Here is a 24620-nt window from a genome sequence, read left to right on the forward strand (position 1 = left end):
ATATGAGTGGTGGGCGGCTCTCCCGCGACAGGTGTGCCCGTTTTCGCGCGGTTGAATTACGCGCGCAGTGCGGAGAGTTCGTATTGCGCCTGGGCCGCTTCGTCCGTCGCCCCGATGCGGTCGGCGAGGTCGACGGCCTCCTCCAGATGCCCGATCGCGGCGCGGGTGCGACCGAGCCTGCGCTCGGTCGCACCGAGTCGGCAGAGCGCCTGTAGGCGGTCGTGCGCTGCGCCTATGCCAGTGGCGAGTTCGAGTGCGTGCTCGTGGTGCGCGGCCGCCCGGTCGTCGTCCCCGGCCGCTTCGAACGCGAGGCCCATGTGGTGCAAGGTGATCGAACTGTTCCTGCGGTCGCCGAGGCGATGCAGAGTCAGCAGGGCGTCACGGTAGAGACTCAATGCCTCGTTCAATTCCTCGGGCATTTTCATGGTATTCGCCAGATTTACCTGGCTGGTTGCCCGCGTCAATGGATTGGCTGCCGCGTGTGGGCTCCCGAGAACTTTATCGAGAAGACGGCGCGATGATTCCTGGTCGCCGGTTATCGAATGGAGGTCGGCCATATTGTTGAGGGCCTTCAGCTCCTCCTGGACATCTCCGGCGCGGCGGAATCCGCTGAGTGCGGAGGCGAAGCACTCCAGGGCCGCGGCATAATTCTTCAGAAAGAGGTGGGTGATTCCCATGTTGTTGCGGGTCTTCGAGAGCTGGAGATCGTCCCCGACTTTGAGCCTCCGTTCCAGTGCCTGGGTCTGGAAGGAGAGGGCCGCCTCGTGGTTGCCGAGATGCCAGTGGACGACACCCAGCAGATGCCGGGCCTCCGCCTCGGCCTCCGGGTCGTCGAGCGCGTCGGCGACCTCCAGCGCCGAGTGGCCCGCGGCGAGCGAGGGCTCGTAGTCGCCGGAGCGCGTGAGCGTCGTGCCGAGATCGATCAGGGCGCGCACCGCGGCCTGCCGGTCTCCCGCTTCGAGCCAGTACCGCGCGGCGGGCTCGTGCATGTCCCTGGCCGCCGCCCAGTACCCGGCCTTGTCGAGGAAGCGTGCAAGTGCGCGGGCGAGCCGGGCCGCCAGGTGGGCATGCCCCCGGGTGCGGGCGTACTGCTCCGCGGCGAGCAGGGCCGTGAGCTCCTGGGACAGCCAGCCGGTGGCGGCGGCCGCGTCGGGCCATTCCGGAAGCGGAAAGGCGGGCGCGGGCGGTGTTTTCCCCGGTGAGTGGTCGGGGTGGATCATCTCGTCGGCCCGCTCGGCCGCCCGTACGTAGAAATCGATCAGTCTCTCCACGGCGAGGCGGTGATCTTCTTCCTGCTTCCCGCCGGAATCGAGGGTCCGTGCGAACTCGCCGATCAGATCGTGGAATCGGTAGCGGTCCGGCGAGGGCTCCTGGACGAGATGCGCGTCGAGCAGCGCCTCCAGGACGCGTTCCGCGGAATCGAGCGGCAGGGAGGTGAGGGCCGAGGCCGCATACAGATCGAAATCGTGGCCGAGATGTCGACCGAGCATGCGAAAAGCGGTGCGCTGATCGGGAGACAGGGTGGCGTAGGACATGTCGAACACCCCGGCGATCTCGCGATATCCGTCCCTTATTTCGTCGAGTCTGCCGGGCGCGCGGGAGAGTTTTTTGATCAAGTGGGACGTGGTCCAGGACGGGCGGGACACCAGGCGTCCCGCCGCGATCTCCACTGCGAGCGGCAGGTAGCCGCACAGGTGGACGATCCTTGCGACATCGGCCGCGTCCGGGGTGCGTTCCTCGCCCGCCAGCCGCCGGAACAGCCGGCCGGCGTCGTCCTCTGGCATGACGTCCAGGAAGAGTGACCGGACACCGGGAAGGCCGGCCAGCCGGTGGCGGCTGGTGATGATGATCAGCGAGGCGGAGGAGCCGGGGAGCAGGGGGCGCACCTGGTCCGCGTCGGCCGCGTCGTCGAGAACGATCACCGCGCGCCGGGTGCTGAGCAGGGTGCGCCAGTGCGAGACGAGCTCGTCGAGGTCGTCGGGGAGTTCCCCGGCGGAGACACCGAAGGCCCGCAACAGGGTGGTCAGGGCCGATTCGGGCGACAACGGACGCCGGCCCTGGGCGTGTGCGCCGAGGTCGATGTGGATCTGTCCGTCCGGGTACCGGTCGGCGAGCCGGCGGGCCGCATGGAGGGCGACGTGGGTCTTGCCGACCCCGCCCATTCCGGTGATCGTCTGCAACGCGATCACGGCGCCGGTCCTCGGTGCGGCCTCCAGCGCGCGCATCTCCTCCTCCCGGCCCACCAGATCACCGTGGCTGGGAAGCGTGACCGGTACCACCCGGGCGGATTCGGGTCCGCTCAGCAGCGCCGAGAGCGGGGCCCGGTCCAGGATGCGCCGGTAGAGCCTGGTCAGTTCCTCGCCGGGGTCCGAGCCCAGGTGTTCGCTCAGCCGACGGCGGACGATGTCGTACGTGCGCAGCGCGTCGGCGAGCCTGCCGCAGCCGTATGTCGCGACCATGAGCTGCCGTGCGACCGTCTCGTCCGTCGGATGCTGCTCGAAGAGCGTGGACAGGTCCGGGACGAGCTCCGCGTAGTGCCCCAGCCGCAGTTCGATGTCCGCCCGGGCCAGGGTGGCGGCCAGGTGCTTCTCGCGCAGGTTGGCGCGGACGCTCTCCGCCCAGAGGCCGGTGAGCCCGGTGAGCGGATCGCCCCGCCAGAGCCGTTCGGCCCGGTGGAACAGTGCGAGCGCGCCGGTGTCGTCGCCGTTGTCCGACAGGGCGCGGGCCTCGGTGCAGAGCCGCTGGAAACGGTGGCTGTCCACCTGTTCCGGGTCGATCGCGAGGGTGTAGCTGTGGGCCTGCTGGGGGAGGGGGTCCGGCCCGTCGCCTTCGGGTCCGCGCAGCCGCTGCCGGATCCTGGTGGCGTACGCGTGCAGGCTCGCCCGTGGCTTTCCCGGCGGGTTGTCGTCCCACAGGCGGTGGATCAGGGTGTCGATGGAGAGCGGGCGCCCCGCGTCGACGGCCAGCGCGGCGGCCATCGTTCTCGCCTTGGGCGTGCCGAGAGCTTCCCCGTGCCCGTTCACCCTCAATTCGACCGGCCCGAGCAGCACGATCTCGAATTCCACCAGCGCCCCAATCGCCGGTCGGCTTTCGTCGGCCCCGGCCTCCGACCACACGTCGGGGGCCAGGGAATTCAGTGCACGCCCGAGGATGACACGATGTCAGCATCGTTCAAAAGATGGCACTCTTTGATCAATGACTACGCTCAAATGATCGGTTTGGAGTTAGTGCAGGTCGTGGGGGAGCGGCGTCGGGGGTAGATCTTCCGCCGTCCGGGAAAAACACGGTATCGGCGCCGCTCTGGGCCCTGGGGGAAGGCGGCAGGTATGGAACCGGTTACGGCTACCGAGCTCGGAGAGGCACTGGAGGCGGCGCGCGCCCGGCCGGAACGCTGGCGGGCCCTCGCCGATGTCGTGCACGCCGGGACGAGACGGGACGAGCCCGGCGAGGAGGAGTTACGCCGCGCCTGGGAGGCCATGGAGGCATCCGGCCGTGACCCGGCCGGAATCGGGCCCATGGCCGAGGCATTGGCGCGAGGGGCGGTCCGGAACGACTCGCTGGCCGGGGATTTGCGGCGCTGGATCGCCGCCGGGAACCCCGTCCGGGCCCGCGACGCAGCACGGCGCACCGTTCCGAGCGGCGACGGCCGCGGTCCGACGCGGGGCGGATCCGGCTCGCCCGGGTCGGGGGCGGATGCCGCCCCGCCCACGCACAACGCCGTCGGCGGCGGCGCCGTCGTCAACGGCTCCGTCATCCAGGCCCGGGGCATCCACGGAGACGTCCACTTCCACGCCGCGCCCGCGTTGCCCGCACCCGCCGCGGCCGACACCCTCGCAGTACGTCAACTCCCGCCCGCGCCAGCCCACTTCATCAGCCGCGAGGAGGAACTCGCGGCGCTGCGCGACCTGGCGCGTCAGGCATCGGACTCACCCGTCATCGCCGTGATCAGCGGCCCGGCCGGGGTGGGCAAGACCGCACTCGCCTCCCGGTGGCTCCATGAACTCTCCGGCGAGTTCCCCGACGGGCAGCTCTACGCGGACCTCCGCGGACACACGACCACCGGGGACCCGGCCGCTCCGGCCGAGGTGCTCGGACAGTTCCTCAGAGCCCTCGGGGTGGACCGGACCCCGCTGGACTTCGCGGAGCTCGCGGCGCTGTGGCGCTCCAGGACATCCGCGCTCCGGATAGCCGTCATGCTCGACAACGCGCTGAGCGCGGCCCAGGTGCGCCCACTCCTGCCGGGCGGCACGGACAGTCTGGTCGCGGTCACCAGCAGGCGGCGTCTGACCGGACTGGGGATCGACGGTGCGGCCTTCCAGCCGCTCGGCATGCTGGCGTCCGGCGACGCGGTGGAGCTGCTCAGCCGGAGGATAGGAGCCGGGCGGGTCCGACGCGAGCCCGAGGCGGCGCGCCGGGTGGTGTCACTGTGCGCGGGACTGCCGCTCGCCGTGTGCGTGGTGGCGGCCCGGATGGCCGTACGGCCCCGGCAGCCGATCGCCGCCATGGCGGGGACGCTCGGCCGGGAAGGGGTGGGCGGACTGGAGGCGCTGAGCGTCGAGGGGGAACATGTGGTGCGCGCCGCCCTCGACGCGTCCTACCAGGACCTCTCGCCCGAACAGGCCCGGGGGTACCGGCGGCTGGGAGTCGCGCCCGTCGCCGTGCTCAACGCCTCGACCGCCGCCGCGGCCTGCGCGATCGATCCCGTACGGGCCGACCGCCTGCTGGACGGACTCGCCGAGGTGAACCTGTTGGAGGACCTGGGTCCGGACGGAGTGTCCGGCCCGGACCGCTACCGCTTCCACGATCTGGTGCGCATGCACGCGAGCGGCCTCGCCGCCCGCACCGACGGGGCGACCGAACGGCAGGAGGCCGTGCGCCGGGTCGTCGATCTCTACCTGTTCACCGCCACCGAGGCCGAGGCGCTGCTGTCCCCGAGCCACCGCACCCTGGCCCGGGACTACGCCTTCGAGCCCGGGCAGCCGCCGCCGTTCGACGACGCGACCGGCGCCCTTGAGTGGCTGGACGCCGAACGGTTCCACCTCATGGCCGCGCTGCGTACGGCAGCCGAACACGGCTGGCACGCCACGGCCTGGCAACTCGCCGACGCCATGTGGCCGCTCTTTCTCCGGCTGCGCCCCTACGACCTGTGGATCGAGGCCCACGAGATCGGACGTGCCGCGGCCCGGCGCGACGGGGATCGCGAGGGCGAGAGCCGGATGCTCACCTCCGGCGGCACGGGACTGCGCAACGCGGGCCGCCACGACGACGCCATCACCTGGTTCACCCTGGCCCGGGACGCCGCCCGGCGGGACGGGGACCCGAAGGCCGAGGCGCAGGCCCTGCACGGACTCGGCCAGTCGCACCGGCTGGCGGGCCGGCTGTCCGCGGCGACGGACTTCTTCCGCCGGGCGCTGGAGCTGCGCGAGCACATCGGCCACGTCCGCGGAGCAGCCCTCACCCGACTCTGTCTCGGCGAGGTGGCACTCGTCGACCGCCGTCCCGAGGAGGCCACCGCCCTCCTCGCGTCGGCGCGCGACGAGCTGCTCGGTGTGGACGATCCGTACGACGCGGCGCGCGCCCTCGCCCTTCTCGGGCGGGCGCGGGCCGGCACCTCGGCAGCCGGGCGTACCGCCGCCGAGCAGGAACTGCGCCGGGCACTCGGGGAGTTCGAGGAGACCGGTTCCGTGCACTGGCAGGCCAAGGTGCTGGAAATGCTCGGCGACACGGCCGCCGAGAGCGGGGACGTCCCGGCGGCCAGGGACTGGTACGAGCAGTCCCTGGCCCGTTACACACCGGTCAGCGAGACGGACGCGCGGCGCCTGGTGGACTGCCTGCGCCGACTCGACGGCCCTCACGAGGAGTGACTTCGGGCGACGGCGCGGGAGACCCGACGAGCGGGGCCGGGACATCGTGCGGGCCGGACACGGACCCGGGCGGCGGCGCCCCCGGAACCACCGGGCGGCCGAGGGCGACGGAGGCGGTGGTGGCAGTGGAGGTGGAGGTGGAGAAGGGGCCGGTGACGGACGCGGCGGCGGTGACGGATTCGGTGCCGGAGGCGGAATCGCGGGCGCAGGTGGTGACGGTGACGGAATCGCGGGCGGAATCGGAGGCGGTGACGCAGCAGCCGTCGTCGCGCCGGATCACGGCCAGCCGGCACCCGGGGTAGCGCCCGAGCGTCCGCAGGGCGAGGGCTTCCGCTTCGGCGCCCGGACGCGGCCGGCTGCCGTACAGCACGTCGGCGCACTGGCGCCACGCCTCGCCGGCCGGGCCGTCGAGGTCGACGCACACCGCCCCGTCCGCGGCCACCACGCCGGTCACGGCCGCGGGTGCCTGCCGGGTCCCGCCCCGGCCGTGCCCCGTCACGCCGACACCTCCGCCCCGTCGGAGCCCGTCCGCCAATGCAGTGGCGCGGGCAGCGGAAGGGGGTCGGTCACCGGGGCGTGGGCCGGCTGGCCGAGCCCCAGCATCCGGTACAGGAGCCGTCGCATCCGCTGGTTGAACCGGCCCGGTTCGGAGGAGATGCGTGCCGCGACGCGCCGGTGCTCCTCCACCGCGTACTCGGCCGCGGCATAGGCGAGTTGCTCGGTGAGTGGATGCGCGGGCGAGAGCATCGGGGCGATCCGGGCGAGTTCGGCCCCCGGCGACATCGGATTGACGTCAGCCTCCGGGAAACGTGCGAGGAGGATCGGCAGACCGGCCAGCGTGCCGTACAGCGTGACGGATCCGTGGTCGCCGATGAGGAAGTCCGCCGCGATCAGCGTCGGACGCCAGTCGTCCTCCGGCGGGATGACCGCCACGCCGCGCCGCCGGAAGGCGTCGAGCCATGCCCGTACCTGCCAACGACCGTGGCCGGACCAGACATTGGGATGCACCAGCAGCGCGATGCGGAACTCGTCCCCGGGCAGCTCGGTCAGCAGCCTCGGCAGCAGGGCCTCCAGCCGGTTGAAGGACGAGCCCAGCCCCCAGGTCGAGGAGACCAGCACCAGTTTCTGGCCGGGGCGCAGCCCCAGAGCGGCGCGGTAGTGGTCGCGCGACGGCAGGCATGCCGTGATCCGGTCGTGGCTCGCGTCGCCGACCACCTCCGCGATCGGCAGTGCCTGGGGGCACCACCGCTCCAGCGCGACGAGGTCCTCGCGGTGGGAGAGGGCGTAGGCCCGCGGGACCACCCGCCCGTCCCACATCAGGTACGAGGCCCCCAGCCCGCCGACCGTGCGGGGCGCTCCTCGGTGGGCGTCCGCCGTCCGGGACAGTTTCATGTGACCGATGCCGTGCGGCATGCGGAGCAGTGGGGCGCGGAGTTGTTCCACGCCCTGGGAACCGGCGGCCACCGCCAGGTCGAACGGGGTGCGCACCGCTTCCTCCCACGGGACGAGGGTGGCCCCGAGGTCGGGGAGCGAGCGGGCCGCGCCGTCGTTGAACGCGTGCGGCGCGATGGTGAAGGCCACCTGGACGCGAAGGTCCCCGGCCAGCAACGGCAGCAGGTCGCGCAGCCGTTGGCCGTACACCTCGGTGTGCACGACCATCAGGACCTTCCGGCACCCGGGCAGGGTCAGCCACTGGTCGCGGTCGCGCCGGACCGGCGCGGTGGGCCCCGTCCGGGCGGGCCCCGCAGGCGCCACCGGGGCGGGCAGCGGTACCGGCGGAGCCGCCGGTACCGGGACGGACGTGGGCACGGTCGTGAGGCCCGAGGGCCGTTTCGCAGCAGGCATCGAATCCCCCGTGTTCGCTTCGGACGCTTCCCACTCCGAGGGTTGCCCGGGCCGTGCTGCGAAGGCTTGCCCGGCGCTTGCCAAAACCTTGCCGCCGCCAAGTTGTTCTACTAGCATGCGAACAATGGAGGTATTCATGAAGCGTAAGAAACTGGGCGGCGTGGCAGTCGTGGCGCTGCCGTTCCTGATCGCGCTCGTAGTCGGTCTGGCGCTCTTCGCGGTCTTCCGCGACCGGCTCCCCGAGCGGATCTCCGGGCACTTCGGCGTCGACGGCGAGGCGGACGGGCACATGGGGGCGATCTGGCATGCCGTGTCCGGCGCCCTGCTGTTCGCCGTGACCGGGGTGCTGTGGACCGTCATGGTCGTGAAGGGGAAGTTCTACGGGCGGTCCCACCGCCTGCTGGTCGCCGCCGGATACGCCTTCGTCGGTTTCATGGGCTGGCTGCTGACCGCCGTGCTGCTCGCCAATGTGGACGCCGCCGAGGATGCGCGGGGGCAGGCACAGGGCGTGTCGCTCCCCATGTGGCAGATCGCCGCGGCCCTGGCCGCCGCCGCGGTCGCCTTCGGGATCGGCGCGGCACTTGCCGGGCTCACGCCCGTACCCGCGCCACCGGCCGGAGCCGCGCCGACGAGGGACGGCGCGCGGATCGACCTCGCCGACGGGGAGGTCGCCGGATGGGCCCGCGGCGCCGGGGGCTGGTGGATGCCGCTGCTCGCGCTCGGGCTCGTGGCCGTCGGGGCGGTGCTGCTGTTCACCTCGGGCTGGGCGGCCGGAGTCCCGCCGCTGGTCCTCGGCGCGCTGCTGACCGTCTTCGCCCGGCCCTATGTGGTGGTCGACCGCCGCGGCATCACCATCTCGGGGCTCCTGCCCTGGCCGCGCCTCAGGGTGCCGCTCGACCGGATCGAGACCGCGACCAGCCGCGACATCAACCCCCTTGCCGAGTACGGGGGATGGGGTTACCGCATCCGTCCCGGCCGGAGCGGCCTGATGATCCGTTCCGGCGAGGGCATCGTGGCCACCCTGGTCGGCGGCCGGGACTTCGCGGTGACCGTGGACGACTCGGCGACCGGGGCCGCACTCCTCAACACCCTGATCGACCAGCGACAGGCGGAGCGCTGACCATGCTCTTCCGGGTCGACCCCACGTCCACCGTGCCGCTCGGCGACCAGATCGCGGCCTCGGTCCGCCGGGCCGTCGCCGACGGCACGGTCGCCACGGGCGAGCGGCTGCCCGCCGCCCGGGTGCTCGCCGAGTCCCTCGGGGTGAACGTCCATACCGTGCTGCGCGGTTATCAGCAGCTTCGCGAGGAAGGGCTGATCGAACTGCGCCGGGGGCGCGGCGCGGTCGTCACCGGCGGCGCCTCGCCGCACCGCGCCCGCCTGCTGGAACGCGTACGGGAAGTGGCCGCCGACGCCCATGAGCTGGGGATGACGGAGGACGAACTGCTGGCCCTGGTCCGCGCCGCGTTCGACGCCCGGTAGCCCGCCGCCCCGCCCGGCGGCGGACCGTGTCGCGCGGGGCGGCCCCGGACCCGGCACCGGGGCCGCCCCGTCCCGCGGAGCGGCCCCGGTGCCGCCGTACGGCAGCGCCGTCAGGAGGCGTTGCGCGCGAGGGCGGCCGCGAAGCCGTACTGCCACTGGTAGTTCACCTGGTTGCGCTCGGCCGCGTCGGGGTACGGGTTGGTGCAGGACGGGCCGGGGCCGCCGCCGGACATCAGCTTGCTGCACGGGGCGGAGTAGTTGTCCGGGAGACCGAGCACGTGACCGGTCTCGTGCGCGGTGACCCGGGTCGAGTCGTACTGCTGGTTCTGCGCGTAGTCGAGGAAGATGTACCCGTTTCCGTGCCCGTCGGTGCTGGCGTACGAACCGCGCGAGTCATTGCCCTCGTAGTAGGTGAAGTCGGCGTTCGAGCCCTCCTGGAGCCGGACGTTGGACACCGAGCTGTTCCATATCTGCGCACTGTTGGATATCTGCGTCCGGAAGCTCGGCGCGTTGGCCGCGCTGTAGACGATGGTGACCGCCTCGGCGCCGGGGTGCGCGCTCCTCTTCTTCGCGACGGACTTGACGACCGCCTCGAAGAACGCCTTGTTGGCGGCGGCGTCCTCGTACGTACCGGCCTGGGCGGTGTAGCCGGCGTGCGCCGCCGGGGCGGGGGCGGGCGGTGCGGCGGGCGCGGGGGAGGAGGCGATGGCGGGTGCGGTGCCCAGTGCGGCCGCGAGCCCGATGCCGAGGCCGATCACGGCCGACATGACGGTCCTGGGGTGTTTCATGGGGGGTCTCCTGCCGATTGCCGATCCGATGAACCCGTCCGACGAGTTCGTCCGGTGACCGGACGTGGACGGGGGGCGGTACGGAGAGAGTGTCGGGGAGACGGAGCCCGGGGGGATGATGTCAACCGGCGATAGCACCGACCTATCACCGTCGCCGGTACCGGTCGCGAAGATCAGATCAACTCCCGGTGAATTCAAGGACTTTGAACAGGTTCGTTCGTCTGGTGCGACGGCCGTCCGCCGCCCTAGGCTCAAGGGCATGGAGCTTGAGGTGAGACACCTCAGGGCGCTGTGCGCCATTGCGGACGCGGGCAGCCTGCACCGAGCGGCCCGCCAACTGGGCGTGAGCCAGCCGTCCCTGACCACCCAGCTGCGCCGGATCGAGAACGCCCTCGGTGCCGAACTCTTCTGCCGGGAACGGACCGGCTGCCGGCCGACGCTGCTCGGCCATGCCGTCCTGAGCCGGGCCCGTCCCCTCGTCGACGGCATGACCGCCCTGGTGAGCGACGCGAAGGCGGAGGCCGACGCGGTCCGCGCCTCCGGGCCACGGCTGCGCATCGGCAGCACCGCGAGCCGGGTCATCGGCGGCTGGCTGCGCAGGCTGCGGCTCCGGCTGCCCGACACGGACATCTCGCTGCGCGTCGACGTGTCGGCGGGCGCGCTGCTGCGCACGGTCGCGGCCGGTGGACTCGACGTCGCGTTCGTGCACGAGGTCGAGGGCTGCCCGCTGGCCATTCCTGAGGGGCTGACGCAGCGCGTACTGGTGGACCGTGAACCGCAGTTCATCTCCATGGCCCGGGACCATCCGGCCGCCACCCGGCCCGTCGTCGACCTCGGGGACCTGGCCGCGGACCGCTGGATGGTCGATCCCACGGTGGATGGCGAGTGGGACGGGCTGCGCCGGGTGTTCGGGAAGGCCGGTCTCGCGCCGACCGTCCTGCACGGCGACTACCTCACCGCCGCGTCCCTGGTGGTGCTCGGCGAGGCGGTCGCCCCCTGCCAGCCCACCTCCGGGCCCCGCGACGACATGGCGATCCGACCGTTGCGCGACGACCCCCTCGCGGTACGGCTGCTCCTGGTGTCCCGGCCGGGCGCGGACATGGCGACGGCGTACGCGGAACTGGAGGCGGCCTACCGCGAGGCGGCCTGCCGCGCGGCCGGGTACCACCAGTGGCTGGTGCGCAATCGCAGCCCGTTCGCCTGCGCGCCCTGAACATCCGCTGCCGCGCCGTCCGCCGGTCCGGGGCGCGGCGACGGAGTCGTCGCACCGGACGCGTCACCGTTGCCCGGCTCCCTCGCCCGTATGAGCCGCCCAGGCGTGTGGCTCTCTCGCGTCGGCCGCTTGCCCGTGAGATCCGTGTCCGGCACGGGAAGCAGGCAGTGTGGGGGCTCGCGTGGGCGTTTCGGGATATTTTGAGTCGCTATCAGTCCAACAGGGTGACTATTCATTAAATGCCATGCATAGTACCCAGTATGGCGATATCTAAGTTGAGAGGCGGCAGCGGCGGAACCGTGCGCGCAGCGGTAGCCGTGGCGGCGGCATCGGCGATGGTCGGTGTGCTGGCTCCCACCGCCATGGCCGACCCGCTGCCCGGAGGGCTCGGCCCGTGTCTGGGCAGCGACTGCCCGACGAACTGGACCGATCCGCACAACGGCGCCGTCACCCACCACGACAGCAACATCAGCGTCTTCGTCGGCGGCGACTTCCTGGTACGGGAGGCCGCTGCCGAGGCAGAGGGCAAGGTCGTCACCCTCGGCGACTTCGACATGGACAAACGTCCGGGCGCTTCGCAGATCTACAACGTCGGTGTCGTGGGCGTCGGCTCCCGGGTGCCACCGCCCGACGGTTCCGACTACCTCACGGTGGGCGGGGACCTGACCGTGGCGAGCGGCGAACGGCTGCTCGCCGAGGAGGGCACGAGCCACGGCGTGGTGAAGTACGCGCAGGACCTCAGCGGCACGGTGATCCCGGACCCGGTCAAGGATCCTGACGCGGCAGCGCCGTACACCGCCCTGCGCGACCAGCTGACCCGGGCCAGCCAGTGCTACGCGTACGACGACGGCAAGGACCACCGGCGCCCGACCACCGGCACCGTCGCGAACATGGGCCACGAGAGCGTCTTCACGGGCGACGGCACCTCCGCCCTCCAGGTCTTCGCCCTGGACTCCGACCTGGTGAGCGCCCAGGGCGGCGCGCAGGACATCAGGTTCGAGAACATCCCGGCGGGCGCGACCGTACTCGTCAACGTGTACGGCGGCAGCCGCACCATCAACACCCTGATGGGTTCGCTGCCCCGGGCGGGGCTGCGGGAACGCCTGATGTGGAACGTTCCGGACGCCACCGGGATCGGGCTCAAGGGACCCAGCCAGTTCCAGGGCAGCGTGCTGGTCGGCAACCCGTCGAGCACGACGACGCTCACGATGAGCGGGACCAACGGCCGCTTCTACACCGCCGGTTCGCTGACCCACACATCGGAGGGGCAGTCGGGCGGCCAGGAGCTGCACTCCTACCCCTTCGAGGGGGACCTGCCCGCCTGCGGCGACGCGCCCACGACCACCCCGACCCCCACTCCCGGTTCGACCGGCACACCCACTCCGAGCCCCACCCCGACGTCGACCGACACGCCCGCCCCGACCGAGACCCCGGCTCCCACCGGCACCCCGACGAGTCCCGGTCCGCAGCCCACTCCCTCCCGGAGCCGGCCGTACACGCCGGGCATGCCCGGTGACTCCTCCGGCATCGGACCGGACCAGCCCGGTCCCGGCGGATCGCTCTCGCACACAGGCTTCGATCAGGAGAAATGGGTGCTGGCCGGTACCGGGGCGGTGTTGCTCGCCGCCGGATCGGCGGCCGTGTCGATGGCACGGAGGACACGTCGGCGCGGTTGAGGGCCGTCCGTGATCCCGGCGGGCGCCCGACGGCGGCTGCGCGTATCCCGCCATGCTGTCGGGCGCCCGCACACATTCGGTGCGGGGAACCCCTCCACCCGGCGGTGGACCAGCACCTCGCCCTGACGCGCGGCACCTCGCCCGACGGCGGACCACGCCGCCCTGCGACGAGCCGCCTCGTCCCGTGACGGACAGTGTCCGACGCCGCGCGCTGCTCCAGCGCTGAAAATTGTGGGTGAGGTGGTTAGCGTTGGCCCATGGCCGAACTGCTGCTGCACCTCACCGAGGGCCCTCTGTGGGAGGCGGCCCGCGGGCTTGGGACGTACGAGATGTCCACCCGCGGCTGCACCCTGCACGAAGTAGGTTTCATCCACTGCTCGCTGCCGCACCAGCTCGACGGGGTGGCCGAGGCGCTGTACGGCGCCGGAAGCCGGGCAGGGGCCAGTGACCAGGACTTGGTGGTCCTCGTCATCGACCCGGCCCGGCTCCCGGTCCCCGTACGGTACGAAGCCGCCGCACCCGGCGGCGAGGAGTTCCCGCACGTCTACGGCCCGGTCCCGGTGGACGCGGTCGTGGAGGTGCGTTCCTGGTCGCGCGAGGAGGGCGGACAGGCATGACCCCCCAGGACCGCACCGACCCCACCGGCCCGGAAGCCTCCGAGGCCCCTGTCATCGCCGTCACGGGAGCGAGCGGCGCGGTCGGCGGACAGGTCGCCCGGCGTCTCGCGCGGGCCGGAGTGCCCGTCCGGCTCCTCGGCCGCGACCCGTCCCGGCTGCCCGAACTCCCCGGAGCCGTCGCGGCGCCGCCCGCCCGCTACGGCGACGGCGAGGCCATGCGTCGCGCCCTCGCCGGGGCGCACACCCTGTTCCTCGTCTCGGCGCACGAGAGCCCCTACCGGGTCCGCGAGCACACCACCGCCGTGGACGCGGCGGTGGCCGCCGGTGTCGAGCGGATCGTCTACGTCTCCTTCCTCGGCGCGGCGCCGGACGCCACGTTCACCTTCGCCCGCGACCACTGGCACACCGAGGCGCACATCCGGGTCGCCGAGGTCCGCCACACCTTCCTGCGGGACAGCCTGTACCTCGCCGGACTCCCCGCGATGACCGGCGCCGACGGCGTGCTGCGCGGTCCGGGCGGCGACGGCCGGGTGGCGGCGGTGGCGCACGAGGACATCGCCGACGCGGCGACCGCCGTACTGCTCGCCGACACCGAGCCGGACACGACCTGCCACGACGGAGTCACCTACGACCTCACCGGTCCCGAGGCGTTCACCCTCGCCGAGGCCGCCGAGGAACTCGGCAGGATCACCGGCCGGACCATCACCTACGTACCGGAGACCCGCGAGGAGGCATACGCCTCACGGGCGCGGTACGGCGCTGAGGACTGGGAGGTCGCCGGCTGGGTGACGTCGTACGAGGCCATCGCCACCGGCGAGATGTCCGCGGTCTCGGACGCCGTACCGCAGCTCACCGGGCACCCGGCGATGAGCCTGGCCACCTACCTGAGGGAACATCCGGACAGCTACCGGCACCTGCTGACGACCGACTGACGGACCCGGCCAGTCCCCGGCCCGTCCCGGCCCGTCCCGGCCAGTCCCCGGCCCGTCCCGGCTCGGCCCGTCCCCACCCGGGCCGGGACGGCGGCCGAACGACAGGAAGGGGACACGCCGGGACGCGCCGGGACGCGTACGGGTACGTCACGGGGGCCCGGGTACCTCGCCCCGCTCGAAGAGGCCGCCCGCCTCTTCACCTCCCTGCGCACCCCCCGGTGGATCTCGGGCGGCCATGCGGTCGAACTCGCCGCGGGCCACGCCTTCCGGGCGCACCGCGGCATCGACGTGCTCCTGCCGCGCCGCGACCAGCTCACCGCGCAGCGGATCCCGGCGGGCCGGGAGTGCCGACCCGCCGGGCACCCGGCGCCGTCGGCTGCCCGGCGGGCTCCTGCCGCGGCACGTCCACGACATCTGGTGCCGTCCGGGGCCCGACGCCCTCCGAACGCCCCTCCGCGCCGCCCTCGCGTCTCAGGCCGCGTCGTGCGCCCCGCGCAGTGCCGCGATGTCGAGTTTCTTCATCGTCATCATCGCCGCGGTCGTCCGTGCGGCCCGCTCGGCGTCCTGATCGGCGAGGAGCTCGATCAGGATCTCGGGCGTGACCTGCCAGGAGACCCCGTACCGGTCCTTCAGCCAACCGCAGGGCCCCTCCTCGCCCCCGTCCGTGAGGCGGTCCCAGTAGTAGTCCACCTCGTCCTGGTCCCCGCACCGGATCTGGAAGGAGACGGCCTCGTTGAACGTGAACTCGGGTCCACCGTTCACCGCGATGAAGCTCTGGCCGTTGATCTCGAACTCGACCGTCAGCACCGACCCGGCGGGCCCGGGACCGGCCTCGGTGTAGCGCACGACCCTGCCACGACGGGATTTCCTGAAGACCGACAGGTAGTACTCCGCCGCCTCCTCGGCCTGCCCGTCGAACCACAGACATGTGGTGAAGCCCTCGGTGGTCATCCCTGTCTCCTGTCATGAGCGCATACCGGTCGGCTGCGCAGGTCCCCGCATACCGGCCGATCCCGCCCGCGGACCTGAACGGTCACGAGCGGGAGGCATGGGGAATCGTGTCGGCACGGCCATCATCACCGGCATCGCATTCAAGACACCGCTCAACGCGCCGGGCGACCCCGCGAGCCGCAGATCACATCTTCCGTGCCACCCACGGGCGTTCGACGATCCGAACCCGCCGCACCCCTCCCCGGCCGACGCCGGCGGCACCGGGATCGGCACCTTGCTCGTCCGGCTGCGCAGCGCGCGTGGTTGGAGCCGGCAGAGGGTTGCCGACGAGCACAACACCCGGGAGGGGCGTTCCGCGAAGACCGGCAAGGAGATCGGGCGGTACGAGCGCGAGGCGCGGATCCCCCTTCCCTGTGCTCGGAAATACCTGGCGCAGGTCTTCGACGTCGATGTCGGCCTGCTCGATCGAGCCGTGGCCGTCAGGAAGGGGAGGCGAGACGGAAAAGGCGGTGCCGGGGCCGAGATCGCGCAGTCCGCGCCTGCGCCCGAGGCTTTTCGTGTCCGTGGTGATCGCCTGGCACAGGACGCGGTGCGAGCGGCGGAGTTCGCCCGTCGGATTGCTGAACAGCGAGCGCGTCACAATCCGCTTTCGGGCACCTGTCCGCTGGCATCGTGCTGGAAAAAAACCACACCCGGTCCGTCATGGACGCCGTTCTCGGCGGCCGACGGGCCGGGTGCGGAAAGACAGGCGATGCGACCCGCGAAACCGCAGGTCGGAAAGCCGAGGGGAGATCAGGCCTTCTTGGTCTCCCAGAAGATCTTGTCGATCTGGGCGATGTAGTCCAGCGCCTTCTGGCCCGTCGCCGGGTCCGTGGACGCCTTCGCGGCCGACAGGGCCTTCAGGGCTTCGTTGACCAGCTGGTGCAGCTCCGGGTACTTCTCGAAGTGCGGGGGCTTGAAGTAGTCGCTCCACAGCACCGAGATGTGGTGCTTGGCCAGCTCGGCGCGCTGTTCCTTGATGACCACCGCGCGGGCCCGGAAGTGCGGGTCCTCGTTGGCCTGGTACTTCTCCTGGACGGCCTTGACGGACTCCGCCTCGATGCGGGCCTGGGCCGGGTCGTACACACCGCAGGGCAGGTCGCAGTGCGCGCTGACCTTCACCTTGGGGGCAAACAGGCGGGAAAGCATGGAGCTGTCCTTCCTCGTGATCGTCTTCTCAGGTGGGACATTACTCCGTGAGAGACCGGTTTTCGTGGGTGCCCCCATGGGCTTAGGCCAAAAGTCCGGGGTGAGGATGGGCCCGGCGGCTGAATCCGCGGAACGCTGTGGAAGACGTGGAAGAAGCGGAAGACGCTGTACGGGACGGACGGGGAGGTGCCGGAACGATGCGGGAGGTGCCGGAGGTGCCTGAGCCGACAGGGGCGCGGCCCGGGCGAGGGCCTGCGGGGCGGATGCCCTTTCAGGTGGTGGAGGTGACGGGGCCGTCGATGGTGCCGACGCTCTATCACGGGGACCGGCTGCTCGTGCACTACGGGGCGCGGGTGCGCCCCGGGGACGTGGTGATTCTGCGCCACCCGTTCCAGCAGGACCTGCTGGTCGTCAAGCGGGCCGCGGAGCGTCGCCGGGGCGGTTGGTGGGTATTGGCCGACAACGCGTTCGCGGGAGGCGACAGCACGGACTACGGGACGGTGCCCGAAGATTTCGTGCTGGCCACGGTGCGGGTGCGGTACCGGCCGCCGAAGAAGGGTCAGCGGTCGGTGGGGGACGTGCTGGCCTGGGCGGTCTCCGCGGTGCGGCCGGTCTCGGCGGCGCGTTCCGTCTCCCGGCGCTTGCGGGCCCGGTAGGCGGCCACGTTGGCGCGGGTCGCGCAGCGGTCCGAGCAGTAGCGGCGGGACCGGTTGGTCGAGGTGTCGAGATAGGCGTTGCGGCACGGTGACGCCCGGCACAGGCCGAGTCGGTCCACGCCGTACGAGGTGAGGTGGAAGGCGAGGCCCATCGCGGCGATGGCCGCGTACCCGGCCGTCGCGTTGGACGGGTGGTCGGCAAGGTGCATGTGCCAGTCCGGTTTGCCGTCCTCGTCGCGTACGTCGTGGCCGGAGATCTGCGGGCTGACCGGGAACTCCAGCAGCAGGGAGTTGAGCAGGTCGACGGCGAGGGTCTCGTCGCCGCCGTCGGCGGCCTCGAAGACCGCGCGCAGCCGTGCCCGCACGGACCGAAAACGGGTCACGTCCGTGTCGGTGGCGCGGCGGGCCGCCTGCTGGTTGGCGCCGAACAGTTCGCGGATCGCCTCGACGGAGGTGAGGGAGTCCTTGTTGCGGGCCGGCTCCTCGGTGTTGACCAGACTCACTGCATAGTCCGAGTAATAGGCCAGTTCCACTTGTAGTCCTTACGGCGTCGGTCTAGAGTCGATGCGCGAACGATGTAATGGTCGTTTTGGGAACCAGGGTATTACATGGAGGGTTCGTGACGGAGTTGACGGCACCTGCTGACTGGGCGGCCTGGCAGGAGAGCTGGGACCGGCAGCAGGAGTGGTACATGCCGGACCGCGAGGAGCGGTTCCGGGTGATGCTGGACATGGTCGAGGCGTTCGTGGGGCCCCGGCCGAGAGTCCTCGATCTCGCGTGCGGTACGGGAAGTATTACGGACCGGCTGTTCAAACGGTTCCCGGAGGCGACCAGTACGGGTGTCGACCTCGACCCGGCGCTGCTCGCCATCGCCCGCGGTCACTTCGACGGCGACGAGCGCGTCACCTTCGTCACCGCCGATCTCAAGGACCCCGGCTGGGCGGGGCGGTTGCCGTACGAGTCGTACGACGCCGTCCTTACCGCCACGGCCCTGCACTGGCTGCACGCCGAACCGCTCGCCGCGCTCTACCGGTGCGTCGGCGGACTGGTCAAGGACGGCGGGGTGTTCATGAACGCCGACCACATGATCGACACGGACACCCCCAGGATCAACGCGGCCGAGCGCGCGCACCGGCACGCCGCCATGGACCGTGCCAAGGCCGCGGGCGCGCTGGACTGGGCGGACTGGTGGGCACTGGCGGCGAAGGACCCGGTCCTCGCGGAGCCCACCGCCGAGCGTTACCGGATCTACGGCGAGCACGCCGACGGCGACATGCCCTCCGCCCGGTGGCACGCGGACACCCTGCGCGCGGCCGGGTTCGCCGAGGCGCGGCCGGTCTGGGCGTCCCCGTCGGACACCCTGATGCTCGCCGTGAAGTAGCGGCGGACGATGGGGCGGCGCGGGGCGCGGGACCCGCGCGCCCGGACACGGGAGGGGCGGGGGTGCCCCGGCGGTTTCCGGCGGCCCCCCGCCCCTCCCGTGCCTCCGAGAGCCTGTGCCGGGCTTGTGCCGGGCCGATGGTCCGTCAGAGGACCTTGGACAGGAATGCCTGCGTCCGGGCATGCTGCGGATCGGTCAGCACATCGCGCGGGTGGCCCGCCTCGACCACGACGCCGTCGTCCATGAAGACCAGCGCGTCGCCCACCTCGCGGGCGAAGCCCATCTCGTGGGTGACGACGATCATCGTCATGCCGTCCTGGGCGAGCCCGCGCATGACGTCCAGGACGTCGCCCACCAGTTCCGGGTCGAGCGCGGATGTCGGCTCGTCGAAGAGCATCAGTTTCGGCTCCATGGCCAGGGCGCGGGCGATGGCCACCCGCTGCTGCTGGCCGCCGGAGAGCTGGGAGGGGTAGTTCGCCGCCTTGTCGGCCAGGCCGACCCGGTCCAGCAGCCGTTCGGCCCTGGCCCGCGCCACGGCCTTCGTCTCGCGCCTGACCTGGACCGGGGCCTCCATGACGTTCTCGATCGCCGTCATGTGGGGGAAGAGGTTGAACCGCTGGAAGACCATCCCGATGTCGCGGCGCTTCAGGGCCACCTCGCTGTCCTTGAGCTCGTGGAGCCGGTCGCCCTTCTGGCGGTAGCCCACCAGTTCGCCGTCGACGTACAGCCGGCCCGCGTTGATCTGCTCCAGATGGTTGATGCACCGCAGGAAGGTCGACTTGCCGGAACCGGACGGGCCGATCAGGCAGAAGACCTCGCGCGGGGCGACCTCCAGGTCGATGCCCTTGAGGATGTGCGCGGTGCCGAAGGACTTGTGGACGCCCTCGGCCTTCACCATGGCGGTCATGCCACCCCTTCCTTCCGGCGGCCCAGGGACAGCAGTTCGGCCCTGATCCGCTGGAGCGGAGTGGGCGGCAGGCTGCGGGTCGAGCCGCGCGCGTAATGGCGCTCCAGGTAGAACTGGCCGACGCTCAGCACCGACGTCATGATCAGGTACCAGGCGGCGGCCAGGAAGTACATCTCGACCGGGGCACCGGATGACTGCCCGATGTCCTGGGCGTACTTGAACAGCTCGTAGAACTGCACGGCGGCCACCAGCGAGGTCGTCTTGAGCATGTTGATGACCTCGTTGCCCGTCGGCGGCACGATCACGCGCATGGCCTGCGGGATCACCACCCGCCACAGGGTCCTGCCGTGGCTCATCCCCAGCGCGTGCGCCGCCTCCGTCTGCCCCTCGTCGACCGAGAGCAGACCCGCCCGGCAGATTTCGGCCATGTAGGCGGCCTCGTTGAGCCCCAGCCCGAGCAGGGCCGTCAGCAGCGGCGTCATGAAGCTCGACCAGTAGTCCTTGTAGATCGGCCCGAGGTCGATGTACTCGAAGACCAGCCCCAGGTTGAACCAGACGAACAGCTGGACCAGGACCGGTGTGCCGCGGAAGAACCAGATGTAGAACCAGGCGATCGACGAGGTCACCGGATTCTTCGACAGCCGCATGACGGCCAGCAGCACGCCGCCGACGATGCCGATCACCATCGACAGGGCGGTCAGCAGCAGGGTCTTGCCGACGCCCGTCAGGATGCGGTCGTCGAAGAAGTAGTCGGGCACCGCGCCCCAGTTGATCTTGCCCTGGGCGAAGGCGTAGACGATCGCGGCGAGGGCCGCGATCGCGAGGGCGGCGGCGACGTACCGGCCGTAGTGCCGGACCGGAACGGCCCTGATCGGCTGCGGGACGGCCGGGGGAGTGGGGCGCAGGGGCGGCCGGTCGGCCGGTCCCGTCTTCTGGGTGTCGGTCACGGAAGAATCCTTTCGGTGCCGGGCCGGGACACGAGGTGTTCGTTCGGTGCCGGGCCGTCAGGTTCCGCCGTTCAGCTTCGCCCCGGTCACCGCGCCGGCCTCCACGCCCCACCTGGCGACGATCCGGCCGTACTCGCCGCTCCTGATGACCGCGTCGAGGGCCGCCCGCACGGCCTCGGCGAGCCGGTCGTTGCCCTTGGCGACGGCGATGCCGTACGGCGCGGCCTGGACCTGCTCGCCGACAAGCTGGAAGTCCTTGCCGCCGCCGGAGGTCTTCACCGCCCAGGCGGCCACCGGGAAGTCGGACGAACCGGCGTCCGCGCCCCCGCTGCGCAGCCGGGTCCGGGCCTCCAGGTCGTTGTCGAACGTCTCCATGGCGATGCTCCTGCCGCCGGTGCACTTCTTCGACTCGGTCTTGGCGAGGTTGTGCGAGACGGTGCCGCGCTGGACGGCGATCTTCTTGCCGCAGAGGTCAGCCCAGGTCCTGATCCCCTGGTCGTCGCCCTTCCTGGTGTAGATCGAGACACCGGCGGTGAGGTAGTCGACGAAGTCGACGCCCTCGCCGACCTTTTTCCCGGTCTCGGGGTCGATGCCCTCCTGGCGGTTCCTGGTGTCGGTCATCGCCGACATCGCCAGGTCGTAGCGCTTGGAGCGCAGCCCCGTGATCAGCGTGTCGAAGGTGCCGTTCTCGAACCGGAACGTCACGCCGAGCTCCTTGCCGAGCGCGGCGCCGAGGTCGGGGTCGATGCCGACGGTCTTCCCCGACGTGTCCTTGAACTCGACCGGCGGATACGCGATGTCCGAACCGACCCTGATGACGCCCCGGGCCTTGATCTCCGGCGGCAGGAGGGCGGCCGCCGCGGAGCTGCCGACGGTGTCGGGTCTCGTCGCGTCGCCGGGGCGGGGGTGGTTCTTCGTCTGGTCGCCGCAGGCGGTCAGCAGTAGGGCGCCGGCGACCACGAGGGTGCCGATCGCAGCGATTCCGGAGTGCGCTGCCGTGCGAGGAGTGGTGTGTGCGGTCATGATCGGGCTCCTTCGGCAAGTGCGGTACGGGGCCGGGCGATGAGCGACACACGACGTCGGAAGCCGTCGCGTCGGGCGGATACGGCAACGGGCCGGAACCGGACGGAACTGGTTCCGGGCAATGTCACATTCGGATAACGGGCGATCCCCTGACAGCAGCGGCCGGTACACCGCGGCCGGACCATCCACGACGGCTCCCTCCGTGCGCCGGCGCGTCTCCGGCGCGTCTCGACAACCGGACGCCATGCGCCGTTCGTCGTTCGGCCTACTTGTCCGGATATTCGACTATGAGTCGCATCACCGTGCGGCCATGAACTCGTCCGTAACACGGTCCGTCCGGTAAGAAAGACCTTTACACCCCTCATCCGGGGCTCAGGGCGCGTGTGCGGCGCGCCCCGCGCGTACGTATTTCCCCCCTGCCGGGGCGGGCCAACCGCCGGGCGCAGGGCGCGTACGCGGTGCCCGCCCACCCCTCCTCAACCAGGAGTGGCCACCCTCAAACGATGAAAGACTTAAGGGGTCAACACCATGGCAGCGGAGATCGTGAATCCTCGCAGCGACAGCAGCACCGACAGCACCACCGACGAGCCGTTCGACCCGGCCTTCGCCTTGCACCGCGGGGGAAAGATGGCCGTGCGGGCCACCGTTCCCGTCCGTGACAAGGACGACCTCTCCCTCGCGTACACGCCCGGCGTCGCCAAGGTGTGCAGCGCCATCGCCGAGAACCCCGAGCTGGTCCACGACTACACCTGGAAGTCCCAGGTCGTGGCCGTCGTGACGGACGGCACCGCGGTCCTCGGGCTCGGTGACATCGGTCCCGAGGCGTCCCTCCCCGTGATGGAGGGCAAGGCGATCCTCTTCAAGCAGTTCGGCGGCGTGGACGCGGTGCCGATCGCGCTCGCGACCACCGACGCGGACGAGATCGTCGAGACCGTGGTCCGGCTCGCGCCGTCGTTCGGCGGCGTGAACCTGGAGGACATCTCGGCGCCGCGCTGCTTCGAGATCGAGCGCAGGCTCCAGGAGCGCCTCGACATCCCGGTGTTCCACGACGACCAGCACGGCACCGCCGTCGTGACGCTCGCGGCCCTGCGCAACGCCGCGAAGCTGTCCGGCCGCAGCCTGGGAGATCTGCGCGCGGTCATCTCGGGCGCCGGCGCGGCCGGGGTCGCCATCGCCAAGTTCCTGCTGGAAGCGGGGCTCGGCGACGTCGCCGTGGCCGACCGCAAGGGCATCGTCAGCCGGGACCGCGAGGACCTGACGGACGTCAAGCGCGAGCTGGCCGAGCTGACCAACCGGGCCGGCGTCTCCGGCTCGCTGGAGACGGCGCTGGCCGGCGCCGACGTCTTCATCGGCGTCTCCGGCGGTACGGTGCCGGAGGCGGCCGTCGCGTCGATGGCGCCCGGCGCGTTCGTCTTCGCCATGGCCAACCCGAACCCCGAGGTCCACCCCGACATCGCGCACAAGTACGCGTCCGTCGTGGCGACCGGGCGGTCGGACTACCCGAACCAGATCAACAACGTGCTGGCCTTCCCCGGCATCTTCGCGGGCGCCCTCCAGGTGCGGGCCTCGCGGATCACCGAGGGCATGAAGATCGCCGCGGCGAACGCGCTGGCGGACGTCGTGGGCGACGAGCTCGCGGCCGACTACGTGATCCCGTCGCCGTTCGACGAGCGCGTGGCGCCCGCGGTGACAGCGGCCGTCGCCGCCGCGGCGCGCGCGGAGGGCGTCGCTCGGCGCTGAGGTCCGGGGGCGGGGTGCGAGCGGGGTGCCGGATGCGGGGTGCGTCTGGGGCGGGCCCGCTCGCCGCCCCGCCCCGTTCGCCCCGCCCCGTTCGCCCCGCCTCGTTCGCCCCGCCTCGTTCGCCCCGCCTCGTTCGCCCCGCCTCGTTCGCTCCGCTCCACTTGCCCTGCTCTGCCGGGTCCTGCCCGGGTCGCCCCGTCGGTCCTGCCCGACGGCACGCCCGCGCGCTTTCTCTGAACGCACGCCAGCGCGCCTTCTCTGAACGCACGCCCGCGCGCTCTCCCCGAACGCACGCCCGCGCGTTTTCCCTCGCGTGGTGCGCCTGCGCCCCGTGATGTGCCGTCCGGGCCATGCGTCCTTCTCCGAACGGCCGCACCCGCGCGGCGCGCGTCACACCGGCGACCGGTATCGCCGGCCCACCCACCGGCCTATCGTCGGTGCATGTTCGCCGCCTACGCATCCCGCATCGACCGCGACCGCCCCCTCACCGGCCTCGAACTGGGAGAACGCCCCGCCCCCGAGGTGCGCCCCGGCTGGACCACCGTCAACGTGAGGGCCGCGTCGCTCAACCACCACGATCTCTGGTCGCTCCGTGGTGTCGGCCTCACCGAGGACAGGCTGCCGATGATTCTCGGCTGCGACGCCGCCGGGACCGACGAGGACGGCAACGAGGTCGTCCTGCACTCCGTCATCGGCCAGAGCGGTCACGGCGTCGGCCCCGACGAGCCCCGCTCCATCCTCACCGAGCGCTACCAGGGCACCTTCGCCGAGCAGGTCACCGTCCCCAGCTGGAACGTGCTGCCCAAACCGAAGGAGCTCACCTTCGAACAGGCCGCCTGCCTGCCGACCGCCTGGCTCACCGCGTACCGGATGCTCTTCACCAACGCCGGGGTGCGGCCCGGCGACTCGGTCCTCGTCCAGGGCGCGGGCGGAGGCGTCGCCACCGCCGCGATCGTGCTCGGCAGGGCGGCCGGGTTGCGGATCCACGCCACCAGCCGGGACGAGGCGAGGCGGCAACGCGCCGTCGAACTCGGCGCGGTCGCGGCGTACGAGCCCGGCGCACGGCTGCCGGAGCGCGTCGACGCGGTCATCGAGACGGTCGGTGCCGCCACCTGGTCGCACTCGGTCAAGTCGCTGCGCCCCGGCGGCACGATCGTCATCTCCGGCGCGACCAGCGGCGACCGGCCCTCGCACGCCGAACTGACCCGGATCTTCTTCCTGGAGCTGAAGGTCGTCGGCTCGACCATGGGATCCAGGGACGAGCTGAAGGACCTGCTGTCGTTCTGCGCGACGACCGGGGTGCGCCCCGTCATCGACGAGGTCCTGCCGCTGGACCGGGCCCGCGAGGGCTTCGAACGGCTCGAATCGGGCGACCAGTTCGGAAAGATTGTGCTCACCTGCTCTTGAGGT

General features: G+C 71.6%; 22 protein-coding genes. 12 read left to right on the forward strand and 10 right to left on the reverse strand.

All coding sequences use genetic code 11. The features are described 5' to 3' along the window. Positions 1–56: 56 nt before the first annotated feature. Positions 57–3065, reverse strand: coding sequence for a BTAD domain-containing putative transcriptional regulator (locus tag ACFC79_RS02320; protein ID WP_376234031.1), 3009 nt, complete (start codon positions 3063–3065; stop codon positions 57–59). Positions 3066–3326: 261 nt separating this feature from the next. Here ACFC79_RS02320 and ACFC79_RS02325 point away from each other — a divergent pair, with 261 nt between their 5' ends. Beyond that, positions 3327–5864, forward strand: a complete 2538-nt coding sequence (locus ACFC79_RS02325; RefSeq protein ID WP_376234033.1) for a tetratricopeptide repeat protein — start codon at positions 3327–3329, stop codon at positions 5862–5864. On the opposite strand, the gene ACFC79_RS02330 is transcribed toward ACFC79_RS02325, so the two are convergent. Then, positions 5797–6363 carry a hypothetical protein gene (locus ACFC79_RS02330; RefSeq protein ID WP_376234035.1) on the reverse strand — a complete coding sequence of 189 codons (567 nt, stop codon included), beginning with the start codon at positions 6361–6363 and terminating at the stop codon, positions 5797–5799. The genes ACFC79_RS02325 and ACFC79_RS02330 overlap by 68 nt on opposite strands. Next, positions 6360–7709 (reverse strand): hypothetical protein, encoded by a 1350-nt coding sequence (locus ACFC79_RS02335; protein ID WP_376234036.1) that lies wholly within the window; start codon positions 7707–7709, stop codon positions 6360–6362. Before ACFC79_RS02335 ends, ACFC79_RS02330 begins: the two co-directional genes overlap by 4 nt. Before the next feature lie 136 nt (positions 7710–7845). Here ACFC79_RS02335 and ACFC79_RS02340 point away from each other — a divergent pair, with 136 nt between their 5' ends. Both ACFC79_RS02340 and ACFC79_RS02345 read left to right on the forward strand, forming a co-directional pair. Continuing rightward, on the forward strand, positions 7846–8829 hold the full coding sequence (locus tag ACFC79_RS02340) for a DUF1648 domain-containing protein (RefSeq protein ID WP_376234038.1): 984 nt from the start codon (positions 7846–7848) through the stop codon (positions 8827–8829). A 2-nt stretch (positions 8830–8831) separates the two neighbouring features. After that, on the forward strand, positions 8832–9191 hold the full coding sequence (locus ACFC79_RS02345) for a GntR family transcriptional regulator (RefSeq protein WP_376234041.1): 360 nt from the start codon (positions 8832–8834) through the stop codon (positions 9189–9191). A gap of 110 nt (positions 9192–9301) precedes the next feature. On the opposite strand, the gene snpA is transcribed toward ACFC79_RS02345, so the two are convergent. Continuing rightward, entirely contained in the window at positions 9302–9979 is a 678-nt protein-coding gene (gene snpA, locus ACFC79_RS02350) for a snapalysin (RefSeq protein ID WP_376234044.1), read from the reverse strand. A gap of 259 nt (positions 9980–10238) precedes the next feature. Between snpA and ACFC79_RS02355 the strand changes: the two genes are divergently transcribed. The 4 genes from ACFC79_RS02355 (at position 10239) to ACFC79_RS02370 (ending at position 14417) form a co-directional block, all read left to right on the forward strand. Continuing rightward, positions 10239–11192, forward strand: coding sequence for a LysR family transcriptional regulator (locus ACFC79_RS02355; RefSeq protein WP_376234046.1), 954 nt, complete (start codon positions 10239–10241; stop codon positions 11190–11192). A gap of 260 nt (positions 11193–11452) precedes the next feature. After that, entirely contained in the window at positions 11453–12868 is a 1416-nt protein-coding gene (locus ACFC79_RS02360; protein ID WP_376234048.1) for a choice-of-anchor A family protein, read from the forward strand. Between the two features lie 257 nt (positions 12869–13125). Beyond that, entirely contained in the window at positions 13126–13485 is a 360-nt protein-coding gene (locus ACFC79_RS02365; RefSeq protein WP_376234050.1) for a DUF952 domain-containing protein, read from the forward strand. Then, positions 13482–14417, forward strand: a complete 936-nt coding sequence (locus ACFC79_RS02370; protein WP_376234052.1) for an NAD(P)H-binding protein — start codon at positions 13482–13484, stop codon at positions 14415–14417. Before ACFC79_RS02365 ends, ACFC79_RS02370 begins: the two co-directional genes overlap by 4 nt. Before the next feature lie 471 nt (positions 14418–14888). Here ACFC79_RS02370 and ACFC79_RS02375 read toward each other — a convergent pair whose 3' ends face one another. Beyond that, positions 14889–15368: a VOC family protein gene (locus ACFC79_RS02375; protein WP_376234054.1), complete on the reverse strand. Its 480-nt coding sequence runs from the start codon at positions 15366–15368 to the stop codon at positions 14889–14891. A 97-nt stretch (positions 15369–15465) separates the two neighbouring features. Here ACFC79_RS02375 and ACFC79_RS02380 point away from each other — a divergent pair, with 97 nt between their 5' ends. Beyond that, positions 15466–16209 carry a hypothetical protein gene (locus ACFC79_RS02380; RefSeq protein ID WP_376234056.1) on the forward strand — a complete coding sequence of 248 codons (744 nt, stop codon included), beginning with the start codon at positions 15466–15468 and terminating at the stop codon, positions 16207–16209. Here ACFC79_RS02380 and sodN read toward each other — a convergent pair. Continuing rightward, positions 16161–16556, reverse strand: a complete 396-nt coding sequence (gene sodN, locus ACFC79_RS02385; protein ID WP_376234058.1) for a superoxide dismutase, Ni — start codon at positions 16554–16556, stop codon at positions 16161–16163. The genes ACFC79_RS02380 and sodN overlap by 49 nt on opposite strands. Before the next feature lie 197 nt (positions 16557–16753). Between sodN and sodX the strand changes: the two genes are divergently transcribed. Then, complete coding sequence (gene sodX / locus ACFC79_RS02390) at positions 16754–17212, forward strand: nickel-type superoxide dismutase maturation protease (RefSeq protein WP_376234061.1); 459 nt, start codon at positions 16754–16756, stop codon at positions 17210–17212. Here the strand turns inward: sodX and ACFC79_RS02395 are convergent. Beyond that, complete coding sequence (locus ACFC79_RS02395; RefSeq protein ID WP_376234063.1) at positions 17116–17745, reverse strand: CGNR zinc finger domain-containing protein; 630 nt, start codon at positions 17743–17745, stop codon at positions 17116–17118. The two genes, sodX and ACFC79_RS02395, sit on opposite strands and share 97 nt — an antisense overlap. A 158-nt stretch (positions 17746–17903) precedes the next feature. Between ACFC79_RS02395 and ACFC79_RS02400 the strand changes: the two genes are divergently transcribed. Then, the gene (locus tag ACFC79_RS02400) at positions 17904–18593 is read left to right on the forward strand and encodes a class I SAM-dependent methyltransferase (protein ID WP_376234890.1); all 690 of its coding nucleotides are present in this window, start codon (positions 17904–17906) and stop codon (positions 18591–18593) included. A gap of 145 nt (positions 18594–18738) precedes the next feature. Here ACFC79_RS02400 and ACFC79_RS02405 read toward each other — a convergent pair whose 3' ends face one another. From ACFC79_RS02405 to ACFC79_RS02415, 3 genes are read right to left on the reverse strand one after another with little or no spacing between them, the layout of a single operon-like run. After that, positions 18739–19500, reverse strand: a complete 762-nt coding sequence (locus tag ACFC79_RS02405; RefSeq protein WP_376234065.1) for an amino acid ABC transporter ATP-binding protein — start codon at positions 19498–19500, stop codon at positions 18739–18741. Next, entirely contained in the window at positions 19497–20447 is a 951-nt protein-coding gene (locus tag ACFC79_RS02410; RefSeq protein ID WP_376234068.1) for an amino acid ABC transporter permease, read from the reverse strand. The genes ACFC79_RS02405 and ACFC79_RS02410 overlap by 4 nt, the downstream gene beginning before the upstream one ends. 57 nt (positions 20448–20504) lie before the next feature. Then, positions 20505–21470 carry an ABC transporter substrate-binding protein gene (locus tag ACFC79_RS02415; RefSeq protein ID WP_376234070.1) on the reverse strand — a complete coding sequence of 322 codons (966 nt, stop codon included), beginning with the start codon at positions 21468–21470 and terminating at the stop codon, positions 20505–20507. 528 nt (positions 21471–21998) lie between these two features. Between ACFC79_RS02415 and ACFC79_RS02420 the strand changes: the two genes are divergently transcribed. Both ACFC79_RS02420 and ACFC79_RS02425 read left to right on the forward strand, forming a co-directional pair. Beyond that, positions 21999–23210: an NADP-dependent malic enzyme gene (locus ACFC79_RS02420; RefSeq protein ID WP_376234072.1), complete on the forward strand. Its 1212-nt coding sequence runs from the start codon at positions 21999–22001 to the stop codon at positions 23208–23210. A gap of 441 nt (positions 23211–23651) precedes the next feature. Then, a complete protein-coding gene (locus tag ACFC79_RS02425) occupies positions 23652–24617 on the forward strand; it encodes a zinc-binding dehydrogenase (protein WP_376234074.1) in 966 nt (321 codons plus the stop codon). The last annotated feature ends 3 nt before the right edge of the window (positions 24618–24620 follow it).

It is taken from the genome of Streptomyces sp. NPDC056061, from assembly GCF_042266885.1.
Taxonomy (GTDB): domain Bacteria; phylum Actinomycetota; class Actinomycetes; order Streptomycetales; family Streptomycetaceae; genus Streptomyces.